Below are 14848 nucleotides of genomic sequence, written 5' to 3'. Positions count from 1 at the left end.
GTCGCTCACTGCGCGGCCGCCTGGATCGCGGTGATCGCCACGGTGTTGACGATATCGGGCACGGTGGCTCCCCGGGACAAATCGTTGACCGGCCGGCGCAGACCCTGCATGACGGGCCCGACGGCGACCGCGCCGGCCGAACGCTGGACCGCCTTGTAGGTGTTGTTACCGGTGTTCAGGTCGGGGAAGACGAAGACGGTGGCCCGCCCGGCGACGTCGCTGCCGGGAAGCTTGGTGGCGGCGACCGTGGGGTCGATCGCCGCGTCGTACTGGATCGGGCCCTCGACCAGCAGGTCCGGGCACCGCTTGCGGACCAGGTCGGTGGCGGCGGCGACCTTTCGGACGTCGTCACCGCTGCCGGAGGTCCCGGTGGAGTAGGACAGCATTGCGACCCGTGGCTCGATGCCGAACCGGGCGGCGGTCTGCGCCGAGCTGACCGCGATGTCGGCCAGCTGGTCGGCGTCCGGGTCCGGGTTGACCGCGCAGTCGCCGTACACCAGCACCCGGTCGGCGAGCAGCATGAAGAACACACTGGAGGCGACCGACACCTCCGGCAGCGTCTTGATGATCTCGAAGGCGGGGCGGATCGTCGCGGCGGTGGTGTGGGTGGCCCCGGAGACCATGCCGTCGGCGTGCCCGGCGTGCACCATCATCGTGGCGAAGTAGTTGACGTCGCCCATCACGTCGTGCGCCAACTCCCAGGTGACGCCCTTGTGTCGGCGCAGCTCGGCGTACCGGGACGCGAAGTCGTCGCGCCACGGGCTGACCGCCGGGTCGACGACACGTACCCCGTCGATCTGCACGCCCAGCTCGCGGGCCCGGCGGCCGATGTCGTCGGCGTCGCCGAGCAGGGTCAGGTCGGCGACGCCCCGGCGCAGCAGGATCTCGGTGGCCCGCAGGATCCGTTCGTCGGTGCCCTCCGGCAGCACCAGCCGGCGGCGGGCGGCCCGGGCCCGGTCGATCAGCGCGTACTCGAACATCATCGGGGTGACCCGGGCCGACCGGGTCACGTCCAGCCGGCGGGCCAGCTCGGTCGTGTCCACGCTGGACTCAAAGGCGCCGAGCGCGGCCTCCACCTTGCGCGGGTTCGCGGTGCTGGGCCGGCCGGAGATCCGCCCGGCGGTGGCGACCGCGTGGAAGCTGTCCGCCGGTGCGGACAGCACCGCCAGGTTGGTGCCGAGCCGCTCCACCAGGCGCATCGCCCGCGGGTCCGGCCGTTCGCCCAGGGTCAGCGCCACCCCGGCCAGCGAGACCAGCCCGGCGGCGTGCGCCGCGCTGACCGCGACCAGCAGGTCCGCCCGGTCGCCGGGGGTGATCACCAGCGCGCCGTCGACGAGATGGTCCAGCAGCACCGGCACGTGCGCCGCGCCGACCACGAAGTCCAGCACGTCGCGGCCCAACGCGGCCTCGTCGCCGGCCAGGACGGTGGCGTCGAGGGCGGCGGCGACCTCGGCGACGGTCGGCGCGGAGACCGCCGGGATCTCCGGGATGGCGTAGACCGGCACCGGCAGCGTCGGGGTCACCACCCCGGCGTCGACCCGGTTCGCGATCACCGCCAGCACCGTCGCGCCGAGCTCGGTCAACGAGTGGTACGCGCTGCGGGCCGCGCCGGCGACCTCGGTGGCGTCCCGACGGATCCCGTCGACGAGAGCCACCACCACACTGCCGAACTCGGTGGCCAGCCGGGCGTTGAACGCCAGCTCGCGGGGGAGACCGCCGTTGTCGCCGGTGTCGTCGAAGTCGCTGCCGATCACCAGCACCGCCGGGCAGCGCCGCTCCAGTTTGCGGTACCGGTCGACGATCCGGGAGATCAGCTCCTCCCGCCGACCGTCGGCGACCAGCTCGGCCGCCTCGGCGTAACTGGCGCCGTACAGCTGGTCGTCGGGCAGGTCGATCCGGTAGCGCTCACGCAGCAGGGTCAGGGTCGCGTCCGGGCCGGCGCCGGCGACCAGCGGCCGGAACACCCCGATCCGCTCGACCCGGCGGGACAGCAGCTCGGCCAGGCCGAGGGCGACGGTGGACTTGCCGCCACCGGGGCCGAGACCGGCTAGGTAGACACTTCGCGCCACCGCCCCAACGTACAAGGCGGCGGCGGCCGGAGTCTGGTGACCTTGGTCCCGGCCCGGGTGGGTCCAGCGTCAACTGGTCGTCAGTCGTCCTCGTCGTCGAGCCGGGCCAGCCAGGTGGCGAACCGTTCCACCGGAGTCTCGAACTCCGGGTGCAGGTCGACGAAGTCACGCAGCCGTTCGGCGAGCCAGGAGATGGCGACCTCCTCCTCGCCGCGGCGCTGCGCCAGCTCCTCGATGCCCCGGTCGGTGAAGTACACGTGTGCCTCCGGTCAGCGTCGCGGCAGCGCGGCGTCGATCAGCGCGGACTGCTCGACGTCGTGCAGCTTCGTCGAGCCGACCGCCGGTGCCGCCGCCGCCGGCCGGGAGATCCGCCGCAGCCGTACGCCGTCGAGGTGCTCCAGCAGGTTGAGCGCGACGAACGACCAGGCACCCTGGTTGGCGGGCTCCTCCTGGACCCAGGCGAAGTCCTCGGCGTTCGGGTAGCCGGCCAGCGCCGCGCGGAGCTGCTCCACCGGCAGCGGGTACAGCTGCTCCATCCGAATGATCGCGGTGTCGGTGTCGAGCTGACCGTTGCCGCCGGCGACCGCGTGCCGTTCGGCACGGGCCTGCAGCAGGTCGTAGTAGATCTTGCCGGTGCACAGCAGCACCCGCTTGACCGCCTCCGGCCGGCCGTCGGCCACCGGGTCCGGTAGCACCGGCTGGAAGGTGCCGGAGGTGAAGTCGGCGACGGGGGAGACGCAGAGCTTGTGCCGCAGCAGCGACTTGGGGGTGAACACCACCAGGGGTTTGCGCTTCGGCGACAGGGCCTGCCGGCGCAGCAGATGGAAGTAGTTCGCCGGGGTGGTCGGGATCGCGATGCGCATGTTGTCCTCGGCACACATCTGCAGGTAGCGCTCCGGACGCCCGGACGTGTGGTCCGGACCCTGCCCTTCGTGGCCGTGCGGCAGCAGCAGGGTCAGCGCCGACCGCTGCCCCCACTTGACCTCGCCGGAGGAGATGAACTCGTCGACGATCGACTGGGCGCCGTTGACGAAGTCGCCGAACTGCGCCTCCCACAGCACCAGCGCCTCCGGATTTTCCACCGAGTAGCCGTACTCGAAGCCCATCGCCGCGTACTCGCTGAGCAGTGAGTCGTGCACGAAGAACCGCGACTCGTCGGTGACCAGGCTGGCTAGGGGGAGGTAGTCACGCCCGGTGCGGGCGTCGACCACCGAGGCGTGCCGCTGCACGAAGGTGCCGCGGCGGGAGTCCTGGCCGGCCAGCCGGACGGTGACGCCGTCGGCGAGCAGCGTGCCGAACGCGATGATCTCGCTGAAGCCCCAGTCGATGTCGCCGGAGACCGACATCTTCGCCCGCCGCTCCAGCAACTGCTGGATGCGCTTGTGCGGGGTAAAGCCCTCCGGCAGGTCCACATGCGCGTCGCCGACCGCCTGCACGGCGGCGGCGTCCACCGCGGTCGCCACCTGCGGCTCCGGCCCCGGCTGTCGGCTGGGCAACCGGCTGGTCGCCGAGGTGGCGGCGTCCCGGGTCGCCTTGAACACCTGCTCCAGCTGGGTCTGGTAGTCGCGCAGCAGCTCCTCGGCGTCGGTGATGGTGATGTCACCCCGGCCGATCAGCTCCTCGGTGTAGAGCTTGCGGACGCTGCGCTTCGAGTCGATGATCGCGTACATCAGCGGGTTGGTCATCGACGGGTCGTCGCCCTCGTTGTGCCCGCGCCGCCGGTAACAGACCAGGTCGATCACCACGTCCTTGTTGAACGCCTGGCGGTACTCGAAAGCGAGCCGGGCGACCCGGACCACCGCCTCCGGGTCGTCGCCGTTGACGTGGAAGATCGGCGCCTCGATCATCCGGGCCACGTCGGTGGAGTAGAGCGAGGACCGGCTGTGCTCCGGCGCGGTGGTGAAACCCACCTGGTTGTTGACCACGACGTGCACCGATCCGCCGGTCCGGTAGCCGCGCAGCTGCGACAGGTTGAGCGTCTCGGCGACCACGCCCTGCCCGGCGAACGCGGCGTCGCCGTGCACCAGCAGCGGCAGGACGGTGTAGCCCTCCAGCTTGAGGTCGATCCGGTCCTGCTTGGCCCGGACGATGCCCTCCATCACCGGGTCGACCGCCTCCAGGTGCGACGGGTTGGCGGTCACCGACACGGTGATGCCGTGCTCGCCGTCCGGGGTGGTGAACTTGCCGACCTGGCCGAGGTGGTACTTGACGTCCCCGGAGCCCTGGGTCGACTTCGGGTCGAGGTGCCCCTCGAACTCGGAGAAAATCTTCTCGTACGGCTTGCTGACGATGTTGGCGAGCACGTTGAGCCGGCCCCGGTGGGCCATGCCGATGACCACCTCGTCGAGGTCGGCCCGGGCCGAGGACTGCAGGATCTCGTCCAGCAGCGGGATCAGCGACTCGCCGCCCTCCAGCGAGAAGCGCTTCTGCCCGACGTACTTGGTCTGCAGGAAGGTCTCGAACGCCTCGGCCGCGTTGAGCCGGTTGAGGATGTGCTTCTGCTCGGCGGCGTCAAGTTTCTCGTAGCCGCGTTCGATGCGTTCCTGGATCCAGCGGCGCTCCTCCGGGTCCTGGATGTGCATGTACTCGATGCCGACCCGGCGGCAGTAGGAGTCGCGTAGCACACCGAGGATCTGCCGCAGCTTCATCCGCTGCTGGCCGGCGAAGCCGTCCACCGGGAAGGTGCGGTCCAGGTCCCACAGGGTCAGGCCGTGCTGCAGCACGTCCAGATCCGGGTGCTTACGGATCTTGAATTCGAGCGGGTCGGTGTCGGCCATCAGGTGCCCGCGCACCCGGTACGCGTGGATCAGCTCGTTGACCCGCGCCGTCTTGTTGATCTGCCCCTCGGAGCTGACCGCCACGTCGCGTACCCAGCGCACCGGCTCGTACGGGATCCGCAGCGCGGTGAAGAGCTGGTCGTAGAAGCCGTGCTCGCCGAGGATCAGCTCGTGCATGGTCTTGAGGAACTCGCCGGACTGCGCACCCTGGATGATCCGGTGGTCGTAGGTGCTGGTCAGCGTGATGACCTTGCTGACGGCCAGGTCGGCGAGGGTCTCTTCGGACATCCCGGCGTACGGGGCCGGGTACTCCATCGCGCCGACACCGATGATCGTCCCCTGCCCGGTCATCAGCCGGGGCTGGGAGTGCACGGTGCCGATGCCGCCCGGGTTGGTCAGCGAGATCGTGGTGCCGTTGTAGTCGTCCATGGTCAGCTCGCCCCGGCGGGCGCGGCGGACCACGTCCTCGTACGCCTGCCAGAACTGCCGGAAGTCCATCTGCTCGCACGCCTTGATCGACGGCACCACCAGGGTCCGGGAGCCGTCCGGCTTGGCCAGGTCGATGGCGATGCCGAGGTTGACGTGCTCCGGCGCGACCATGTTCGGCTTGCCGTCGATCTCGGCGAACGAGTTGTTCATCTCCGGATGCTCGACGAGCGCCCGGACCATGGCGTACCCGATCAGGTGGGTGAAGCTGACCTTGCCGCCACGGCCCCGGGCCAGGTGGTTGTTGATCACGATGCGGTTGTCGACCAGCAGCTTGGCCGGGACCGCGCGCACACTGGTCGCGGTCGGCACCGCCAGCGACGCGTCCATGTTCTGCACGATCCGGGCGGCGACCCCACGCAGCGGGGTCTGCCGGCTACCACCGGCCGCCGAACCGTTGCCGCCTGCTGCCCTGTCGGCTGGTGCCCTGTCGGCTGGTGCCCTGTCGGCTGGTGCCTTGGCCGCCGTCTTGGTCGCGGCGGACCGGCCGCCGGTCGACTTGCCGGCGGCTGCCTTTCTGGTGCTCTCCGTGCCGGTGCTCGCCGTGCCGGCGGCCGGCTTGGTCGGTGCTGTCCTGCCGGCCGGGGCAGCCTTGCCGGCCGGTGCGTTCGCCCGGGTGGGGCTGCTCGTGGCCGTGGCGGGCTCGGCCGCCCGGGTGGTCCCGCGCCCCGGCGTGGACGCTTCGGCCTGCTGGACGGGCCGCGCGGCCGGCGCGTCGGTGCCGGCCCGGGCGGCGGCCGTGGTCGCCGTCGCGGCGGCCGCCTCGGTGGGCGAGGCGACCTGCTCATGGCTGTAGTCGGCGAAGAAGTCGTGCCAAGCCGGATCTACGCTGGCCGGATCGGTGAGATACTTCTGGTACATCTCATCGACGATCCACTCGTTCGGGCCGAAGCCCGCCAGCGGATTGTCCTGCGAAGTCTGCTGGGTCGACACGGCCGGTAATCGCCTCTTTCACGCGGTCGGATTGTCACGCGGGGGACGCCACCAGGGTCGGGGCGCTGGTCGGGGACGGCTACCAGGCTACGCTGTACGCCGACGGGCGGCATTGTCGCATGCGGCTCGTGTCACTTTTCACAACGGTTGCCCCAGCCGTACCGGCCGGAATGGCAGGTCAGTGGTGATATTCCGGACCGGTCAGGAGATGTCCCGGCGGCGGGTGATCACCGTACCGACGATGCCGGTCAACAGCGCGTAGCCGATCAGGATCAGCGCGCCGGTCCACCGGGGCGGGCTGTCCGGCAGGTCGGTGCCGGCGACCATCAACTGGGACGCGATCGAGGGCACCAACCACTGCAGGTCGCTGACCCAGTCGCCGAACCGGGACGCCAGTGTGGCCAGGATGATCGCCGTGCCGAGGTAGCCGCCCAGGTAGAGCAGGATCGCCGAGACGGTGGCCCCGAGCTGGCTGCGGATCAGCACCCCGAAGCCGACCCCGAAGATCGCCCACAGCAGGTAGGCCAGACCGTTGAGCCCGACCGCCTCCCAGACCGCGCCCGAGCCGAACTCCGGACCGATGTCGAAGGTGGCCAGCACCAGCGCGCCGGCGATCAGGTTGACCACCGTGGTGATCAGCCAGAAGACGAAGCCGAGCAACGACGCGGCGGCCAGCTTCGCCAGCACCACCTCGGTGCGTCGCGGGCTGGTCAGGAAGGTCGTCGTCGCGGTCTGGTGGAAGTACTCGTTGGTCACCACGATCACGCCGAGCAGCATCACCACCAGCAGCCCGAAGAACTGGCCGTTGGTGTAGAGGTTGGCCGCCAGCGCCGGCGCCTCGCTGACCGCGCTGAGCACCTCGTCGTTCTCCGGCGTCGTCGGGCCGAACCGCCCAGGGTCGGAGAGCACGCTGGTCTGCACGTAGTTGACCAGCAGGGTGACCGCCCACAACGGTAGGTAGATCAGGCCGAAGACCCACCAGGTGGCGGTGGTGGTGATCTTGAGCAGCTCGCTGCGTACCAGATTCATCGGATGGCCGCCTTCGCGCTGGTCAGTTCCAGGAAGACCCGTTCCAGATCGGGTCGCTCGGTGGTCAACTCGTGCAGCTCGACGCCCTCGGCCAGGGCGGTCCGGCCGATCGTCGGCGCGTCCGCCCCGACGACCAGCAGCGCGCCGTCCGGCGCGGTCTGCACCGTCGCCTCGGCCCGGCCCAACGCCGCCGTCAGCTTCTCGCCGTGCGGGGTGCGGACCCGGACCGTCGGGGCACCGGACATCGACGCCATCACCTCGCCGACCGGGCCGTGCCGGACCAGCCGACCAGCCGCGATGATCACCACGTCGTCGGCGAGCAGCTGCATTTCGGCCAGCAGGTGGCTGGAGACGAGCACCGTGCGGCCCTGCGCGGCGAACGACTTGAGCAGGTCCCGCATCCAGCGGATGCCCTCCGGGTCCAGCCCGTTGGCCGGCTCGTCGAGGATCAGCACCTTCGGGTCGCCCAGCATCGCCGCGGCGATCCCCAGCCGCTGCCGCATGCCGAGCGAGTAGCCCTTGAACTTGCGCTTGGCGGCCGGCGTCAACCCGACCAGGCCGAGCGTCTCCTCGGCGCGGCGCAGCGGCAGCCCGGCCGCGGCGCAGATCACCCGCAGATGGTTGATGCCGGAGCGGCCCTTGTGCGCGCTGGAGGCCTCCAGCACCGCGCCGACGTGCCGCAGCGGATCGGTCAGGTCGGCGTACCGCCGCCCGCCCACGGTGGCATGACCGCTGGTCGGCGTGACCAGGTTGAGCATCATCCGCAGAGTGGTCGTCTTGCCGGCCCCGTTCGGGCCGAGAAAGCCGGTCACCCGCCCCGGCTCCACGGCGAACGACAGATCGTCGACCGCGCGGACATTGCGGTACTGCTTGGTCAGCCCGGAGACGACGATGCGTCCGTCCTCCGACATGTGGCTCCTCTCGTCACACCGCCCCGTCACCCGGCGGCGGGCCAGCGATGGCGATCCAGGTCGCCTGGGCCGCCGCCAGCGGTTGTCCCGCAGCATCGTAGAGCGTCGTGCGTACCTCGGCCTTGCGGCCGCTGGTTTCGAGCAGATCGCCGACCACCACGCAACGCTGGCCCGGTGCCGGCAGCGCGGCCACCGTCGCGGTCATCCGGCCCAGCAGGTACGGCCGGCCGGGGGCGAGCACCGTCCAGCCGCCGGGGCAGTCCAACGCGGCCCAGACCGTCGGCACCGTACGGTCGTCGGGGACGACGAACGGCGCGGCGGTGCGTCCGTCACCCACCGGCCCGGGAAACACCCGCAGGCCGTCGGGGTGTCGCGGGCCGCAGACGTAGCAGTCCGGGAACGGATGCGCGGCGTGGCCAGGATACCGGGCGCTGGCGGCCTCCGCCGTGGCCAGGTCGACCGGCGGTACGGTCGGTCCGTCGACCGTCCCGGCGACCGCCTCGGCCTCGGCGATCAGTGTGACCGGATCCCCGCCGGCCTCCACGCTCAGGGCGTCGTCGGCGGTACGCGCCACCCGCAGCTCGGTGTCCAGCGGCGGCGGCCGGCGCAGGGTCACCCGGACCGGCCGACCGGGGACCACGGTGGCCGGCTCGGCGCGCAGCAGCGCCTGGGCGAACCGGCCGGCCGCGTACCCGCCGTTGGCGGAGCCGGTCGGGCCGTTGAACCGGGCGGAGATCAGCACCGGACCATCCTCGCAGTCGATCGCCACCGTCGTTCACCGGATCGACACCGGTGCCATCCGCTGCCGACACGTCGACGGTTCCGGGGCACCTTACACACATCTCATGGCCGTGTTGCTGACCGCCGCCACCCCAGCCAGGACCAGCGAGTACGTCGTCTCCGTCGCCGACGACACCGATCAGGTCGCCGCCGCGCAACGACTGCGTCGCCAGGTGTTCGCCGCCGAGTTCGGTGCCAATTCCGACACCCGCTCCGGCGGGGTGGACGCCGACCGGGACGTGGACGGGTTCGATGAACACTGTGACCATCTGATCGTCCGGGACACCCGGACCGGTGCCGTGGTCGGCACCTACCGGCTGCTGCCGCCGGACCGCGCCGCCCGGGTCGGCCGCTGGTACGCCGACACCGAGTTCGACACCAGACCGCTGCGGCTGATCGGTGACCACCTGGTGGAGGCCGGCCGGGCCTGCGTGCACCCCGACCACCGGGGCGGTGCGGTGATCAACCTGATCTGGGCCGGCATCGCCCGCTACCTGCGGGAACGTGACCTGCGCTGGCTGGGCGGCTGCGCCTCGGTGCCACTGCACGACGGCGGGGCGAGCGCCCACGCGGTCTGGCGTACGGTCCGGGACCGGCACCTGGCCCCACCGCTGCTGCGGGTCCGGCCACGCCGCCCCTGGCTCGCCGAACCCGAACCGCCACCTGCACCGGCCCTGCCGAGGACCGGCCGGGTCGGCATGCCGCCGTTGCTGCGCGGCTACCTGCGACTCGGCGCCTGGGTGTGTGGCGAACCCGCGTACGACCCCGACTTCGCGGTCGCCGACCTGTACGTGCTGCTCTCGCTGGACCGGACCGATCCCCGTTACCTGCGTCACTTCCTGGAGCTGTGATGGCACCGCGACCGCTCGCCAGTTCACCGCGACCGCTCGGCGGGTCACCGCGACCGTACGGCCACGGCACCTTCTGGCGACCTCGATCCGGGTGCGGGGTCGGCTGCCTGCCGCCCCCACCCACCGTGCCCGCCGCCGGCCGGCTGACCCGGCTGACCCGGCTGACCGGCGTGCTCGGCATGCTCGCCGCCGGGCTGGTACTGCTGGTGGTGCTGCCGCTGCTCACCCGGCGGCTACGCCCGGTCGCCGGGCGGCTGTGGGCCCGCGGCCTGCTGCGTACGCTCGGCGTCCGGCTGCGGCTGGTCGGCCGGCTGCCGGACCGGGCGGCGTTGCTGGCCGCCAACCACGTCTCGTGGCTGGATACCCTGGCCATCCTCGCTGTCACCCCGGCCCGGCTGCTCGCCAAGCGGGAGATTCGTGGCTGGCCGGTGATCGGCGCGCTGGCCCGGGTCGGCGGCACCCTGTTCATCGACCGCGACCGGCCCCGTACGCTGCCCGGCACGGTTGCCGACATCGCCGCCGCGTTGCGCGCCGGGCACCAGATCGCGGTGTTCCCGCAGGCCACCACGACCTGCGGCACCGCCGGCCGGGCCACCTCCGGCGGCCGGTGCAGCTCCGGCGCGCCGCGCCCGGCACCGTTTCGCCCCGCGCTGTTCCAGGCCGCCCTCGATGCCGAGGTGCCGGTCGTCCCGCTCACCCTGACGTACCACTTCGCCGGGCCGGCCGACCGGGTAGCGGCCGGGCCGGTAGCGGCCGGGCCGGCGCCGACCAGCGTGGCGGCGTTCATCGGGGACGAGGCGTTGTGGCCGTCGGTACGGCGGGTGCTGGGGCTACGGGATCTGACGGTGACGCTGGACGCCGGCGCGCCGCTGCCGCCGGACCGGTTCCGGCACCGGCGGGCGCTCGCCCGGCTCGCCGACCGCGACCCGGTGCCGACCCGCTCCGCCCTCGACCTCGTCGGCTGAGGTCACTCGTCCCGCGCTTCGAGCTCACTCTCAGCTGATTGTCAGCGGCTCCCCAGGCCGAACCCAGACCGATCCGGGATGATGCGGTCATGACCGCATCGCAGACCGAGGCGAAGCTGCTCGTCGTCGAGGACGACCCGAACATCCTCGAACTGCTCTCCGCCAGTCTGCGGTTCGCCGGGTTCGACGTCACCACCGCGACCAGCGGCAGCGCCGCGCTGAACGCCGCCCGCGAGCGCCGGCCCGACCTCGTGGTGCTCGACGTCATGCTGCCCGACCTGGACGGCTTCGAGGTGATCCGGATGATGCGGGAGGCCGGTACCCGTACCCCGGTGGTCTTCCTCACGGCGCGGGACGCCACCGACGACAAGATCCGCGGGCTGACCCTCGGCGGCGACGACTACGTCACCAAGCCCTTCTCGCTGGAGGAGCTGACCGCCCGGATCCGGGCGGTGCTGCGGCGTACCAGCAACGGCGGTCAGACCTCGTCCCGGCTCACCTTCGCCGACCTGGAGCTGGACGAGGAGACCCACGAGGTCTACCGGGCGGGCAACCGGGTGCAGCTGTCACCGACCGAGTTCAAGCTGCTGCGCTACCTGATGCTCAACGCCAACCGGGTGCTGTCCAAGGCGCAGATCCTCGACCACGTCTGGAACTACGACTTCCGGGGCGACGACAACATCGTCGAGTCCTACATCTCCTACCTGCGCCGCAAGGTCGACAACACCCAGCCCCGGCTCATCCACACCCTGCGTGGCGTCGGCTACGTGCTGCGCAAACCAGCGGCGTGAACCGGCCGACGCTGGCGCCCGCCCCGGTGACGGGCTGGCTGCGCGGCGTACCGCTGCGGGTCAAGCTGGTCACCTCGGTACTCAGCCTGGTCCTCACCGCGCTGCTGGTGATCAGCGTGAGCAGCGCGTTCTTCCTGCGCAGCTACCTGGTCGACCAGATCGACACGGACCTGCGTGACTACGTCACCGACCTGCGCGACGAGGTGAGCAAGGCGCAACGCCTGCCGGCGTGGGACCAGCCCGCCTCGGTCGTCAGACCGCTGCCGACCAACTACCTGGTGGTCGTCTCGTACCAGGACGGCCCGCTCGGCGGGCCCTACTACGACGACGACCGGATCGCCACCGGTGAGCTGCCGCGCTGGCCGGCCGACTGGGACGGCTTCGCCGCGCTGCAGGGCGAGCCGAAGACCGTGTACGCCCGCAACGGCGCCCCGCGCTGGCGGATGCTCTACGCGTCGCTGCCCACCGGCGACGTCATCGCGGTCGGGCAGAGCCTCGTCGACGTCGACCGGGCGGTCAGCCGGCTGGTCTGGATCGACATTCTGGTCGGCATCGGAGTGGTGACTCTGCTGGCGCTGGCCGGTGCCGCGATCGTGCGGACCAACCTGCGGCCGCTGGTCGAGATCGAGCAGACGGCTGCGGCCATCGCCGCCGGCGACCTGAGCCGGCGGGTGCCCGACCCGGAGCCGGGCGCGCACGTGCCGCAGACCGAGCTGGGCCGGCTGTCCCGCACGCTCAACGCGATGCTGACCCAGATCGAGGCGGCGTTCACCGCCCGGGCGAGCTCCGAGTGGGCGGCCCGGATGGCGGAGGCGTCGGCCCGGGAAGCCGCCGTCGCCGCCCAGTCCTCGGAGACCCGGGCCCGCCGGTCCGAGGAGCGGATGCGCCAGTTCGTCGCCGACGCCTCGCACGAGCTGCGGACCCCGTTGACCACCATCCGTGGCTTCGCTGAGCTGTACCGGCAGGGGGCCGCCGCCGCGTCGCCGCAGGAAGCGGCCCGGCTGGTCCGCCGGATCGAGGACGAGGCGGCCCGAATGGGTCTGCTGGTGGAGGACCTGCTGCTGCTGGCCCGCCTCGACCGGGAACGCCCGTTGGACCTGGCTCCGGTCGAGCTGTCGGTGCTGGCCAGCGACGCGGTGCAGGCGGCCCGGGCGGTCGACCCGCAGCGCCGGGTGGAGCTGGACATCGGGCCCGGTGCCGGCCGGCTGGTGGTGCTGGGCGACGACGCCCGGCTGCGTCAGGTGATCGGCAACCTGATGACCAACGCGATCAGCCACACTCCGGCCGACACACCGGTCACCCTGCGGTTGCGGGCCGCCGAGCCGGGCTTCGCCACGGTCGAGGTGGCCGATGAGGGGCCCGGTCTCACCCCGGAGCAGTCCGAACGGGTCTTCGAGCGGTTCTACCGGGCCGACGCCGCCCGTACCCGCAGCGCGGAGCGGCCGACCGGCACCGGACTCGGGCTGGCGATCGTCGCCGCACTCGTCGCCGCCCACTCGGGCACCGTCGAGGTGCACAGCGAGCCCGGCGCAGGCGCCGCCTTCCGGGTCCGGCTCCCGCTGGCCGAAACCGAACTCGTCGACCCCGACTCCGACTCCATCGACAACGGCGAATCATGATTTTCAGGAAAACCTCAGCCGCAAATCAGGTACGTCAAAGTGGCAGGGGGCAATCTGAACACATGAGCGAGCACGAGACCACGCCGCCGGCGGAGCCGTCGGACAAGGCTCAACCGCCGGCCAGCCCCTGGCAGGCCCCTGCCGCGTCGGGTCAGCCCGACCCGGCCGCCGGTCGTTCGTCCACCGACTGGACGCCGACCAACCAGCCGTACGCCGGCTCACCCGCGCCGGCCCAGCCCGCGCCTGAGGCACTCGCGCCGGCTCAGCCCGCGCCCAGTTCACCCGCGCCTGAGGCACCCGCGTCGGCTCAGCCCGCGTCGGCTCAGCCGGTTACCGGGCCGCCGCTCAGCGGCCAACCGCAGGCCGGCCCGTACGCTCCCGGCTACGCCCAGGTGCCGTACGGGCAGCACGGGCAGTGGAGCCACGGCCAGCCGTACGCCGGACACGGCTACGGCCAGCCGCACGTAAGCTGGTCGCCGCCGCCCGGCGCCGCCGCCCAGGCCGGTGCCCAGCGGCCGCCGAACCGGGTCGGCCGGATCGTCGCCGGCTCGGCGGTCGTCCTCGCCCTGATGCTCGGCTCCGGTGCGGTCGGCGGTGCGGTGGTGGCCGCCTTCGACAACGGCGGCGCGGCGCCGGCGGTGCAGACCGGCAGCAACGGCGGCGGCAGCGCGGCGCCGGTGATCGACCGGTCGTCGCTCGCCGAGATCGCCGACGCCGTCCAGGACAGCGTGGTGTCGATCTCCACCGGCTCCGGTGAAGGCTCCGGTGTGGTGCTCAACGCCGAAGGCTTCATCCTGACCAACAACCACGTCGTCGAGTCGGCGCGCGGCGGATCGGTCACCGTGTACTTCGCCGACGGCGGCTCCGCGTCCGGCAGTGTCGTCGGCACCGACGCGCGTACCGACCTGGCCGTGGTCAAGGTCGACGACGTGGACGGGCTGTCCCCGGCGACCCTCGGCGACAGCAGCACGATGCGGGTCGGTGACACCGTCCTGGCCCTGGGCAGCCCGCTCGGTCTGCAGGGTTCGGTGACCGCCGGGATCATCAGCGCGCAGGACCGCACCATTTCGGTGGGCGGCCAGCAGCAGAGCCCGTTCGGCGGCGGGGGGCAGGTCAGCTCGATGTCCGGGCTGCTGCAGACCGACGCCCCGATCAACCCGGGGAACTCCGGTGGCGCCCTGGTCAACACCAACGGTGAGGTGATCGGCATCAACACCGCGATCGCCACCTCCGGGCAGGGCGAGGGCAACATCGGGGTCGGCTTCGCGATCCCCAGCAACAAGGCCGCCGACGTGGCCGAAGCGCTGATGGCCGGCGAGGAGGTCAGCCACCCGTACCTCGGGGTGAGCGTGACCGCGGCCGACGAAGGCGGCGCGTTGATCGCGGCGGTCGAGGACGGCAGCCCGGCCGACCAGGCCGGCCTGGCCCAGGGCGACGTGGTCGTGCAGATCGGCGACACCCCGGTGAACGACTCGGACGACCTCGTCGCGGCGGTGCAGTCCGGCCAGGTCGGGGAGCAGATCGAGATCACCTACGAGCGCGACGGCGAGGCGCGGACCGCCTCCGCCACCCTCGTCGACGCGCCGTGACGACGACTTGACGACAGATTGACTTGCCTCCCCAGAAAAGAGCGGCGG

At 71.9% G+C, this 14848-nt stretch carries 11 protein-coding genes; 5 read left to right on the top strand and 6 right to left on the bottom strand.

Annotation, left to right across the window (positions count from 1 at the left end; genetic code table 11):
• Window positions 1–5: 5 nt before the first annotated feature.
• The 6 genes from pta to EDC02_RS27210 form a co-directional block, all read right to left on the bottom strand.
• Window positions 6–2069 (bottom strand): phosphate acetyltransferase, encoded by a 2064-nt coding sequence (gene pta / locus EDC02_RS27230; protein ID WP_123605221.1) that lies wholly within the window; start codon window positions 2067–2069, stop codon window positions 6–8.
• Between the two features lie 80 nt (window positions 2070–2149).
• Entirely contained in the window at window positions 2150–2326 is a 177-nt protein-coding gene (locus EDC02_RS41010; protein WP_199757927.1) for a DUF6104 family protein, read from the bottom strand.
• 12 nt (window positions 2327–2338) lie between these two features.
• Window positions 2339–6232 (bottom strand): multifunctional oxoglutarate decarboxylase/oxoglutarate dehydrogenase thiamine pyrophosphate-binding subunit/dihydrolipoyllysine-residue succinyltransferase subunit, encoded by a 3894-nt coding sequence (locus tag EDC02_RS27225; RefSeq protein WP_370461609.1) that lies wholly within the window; start codon window positions 6230–6232, stop codon window positions 2339–2341.
• A 234-nt stretch (window positions 6233–6466) separates the two neighbouring features.
• Window positions 6467–7294: an ABC transporter permease subunit gene (locus tag EDC02_RS27220; RefSeq protein ID WP_123605219.1), complete on the bottom strand. Its 828-nt coding sequence runs from the start codon at window positions 7292–7294 to the stop codon at window positions 6467–6469.
• The gene (locus EDC02_RS27215) at window positions 7291–8205 is read right to left on the bottom strand and encodes an ATP-binding cassette domain-containing protein (RefSeq protein WP_123605218.1); all 915 of its coding nucleotides are present in this window, start codon (window positions 8203–8205) and stop codon (window positions 7291–7293) included. Before EDC02_RS27215 ends, EDC02_RS27220 begins: the two co-directional genes overlap by 4 nt.
• A 13-nt stretch (window positions 8206–8218) precedes the next feature.
• Entirely contained in the window at window positions 8219–8947 is a 729-nt protein-coding gene (locus tag EDC02_RS27210; RefSeq protein WP_123607139.1) for a hypothetical protein, read from the bottom strand.
• Window positions 8948–9050: 103 nt separating this feature from the next.
• Between EDC02_RS27210 and EDC02_RS27205 the strand changes: the two genes are divergently transcribed.
• The 5 genes from EDC02_RS27205 to EDC02_RS27185 all read left to right on the top strand — a co-directional run bounded on the left by EDC02_RS27205 (window position 9051) and on the right by EDC02_RS27185 (window position 14800).
• Window positions 9051–9836, top strand: a complete 786-nt coding sequence (locus EDC02_RS27205) for a GNAT family N-acetyltransferase (RefSeq protein ID WP_123605217.1) — start codon at window positions 9051–9053, stop codon at window positions 9834–9836.
• Window positions 9836–10801 (top strand): 1-acyl-sn-glycerol-3-phosphate acyltransferase, encoded by a 966-nt coding sequence (locus tag EDC02_RS27200; protein WP_123605216.1) that lies wholly within the window; start codon window positions 9836–9838, stop codon window positions 10799–10801. The genes EDC02_RS27205 and EDC02_RS27200 overlap by 1 nt, the downstream gene beginning before the upstream one ends.
• 89 nt (window positions 10802–10890) lie before the next feature.
• Window positions 10891–11592, top strand: coding sequence for a response regulator transcription factor (locus EDC02_RS27195; RefSeq protein WP_123605215.1), 702 nt, complete (start codon window positions 10891–10893; stop codon window positions 11590–11592).
• Complete coding sequence (locus tag EDC02_RS27190; RefSeq protein WP_233606461.1) at window positions 11589–13211, top strand: cell wall metabolism sensor histidine kinase WalK; 1623 nt, start codon at window positions 11589–11591, stop codon at window positions 13209–13211. The genes EDC02_RS27195 and EDC02_RS27190 overlap by 4 nt, the downstream gene beginning before the upstream one ends.
• A gap of 62 nt (window positions 13212–13273) precedes the next feature.
• Window positions 13274–14800, top strand: a complete 1527-nt coding sequence (locus EDC02_RS27185; protein WP_123605214.1) for a S1C family serine protease — start codon at window positions 13274–13276, stop codon at window positions 14798–14800.
• Window positions 14801–14848 lie beyond the last annotated feature (48 nt).

This window comes from Micromonospora sp. Llam0 (assembly GCF_003751085.1).
Taxonomy (GTDB): domain Bacteria; phylum Actinomycetota; class Actinomycetes; order Mycobacteriales; family Micromonosporaceae; genus Micromonospora_E.
This window is presented reverse-complemented; position numbering and strand designations above follow the sequence as displayed.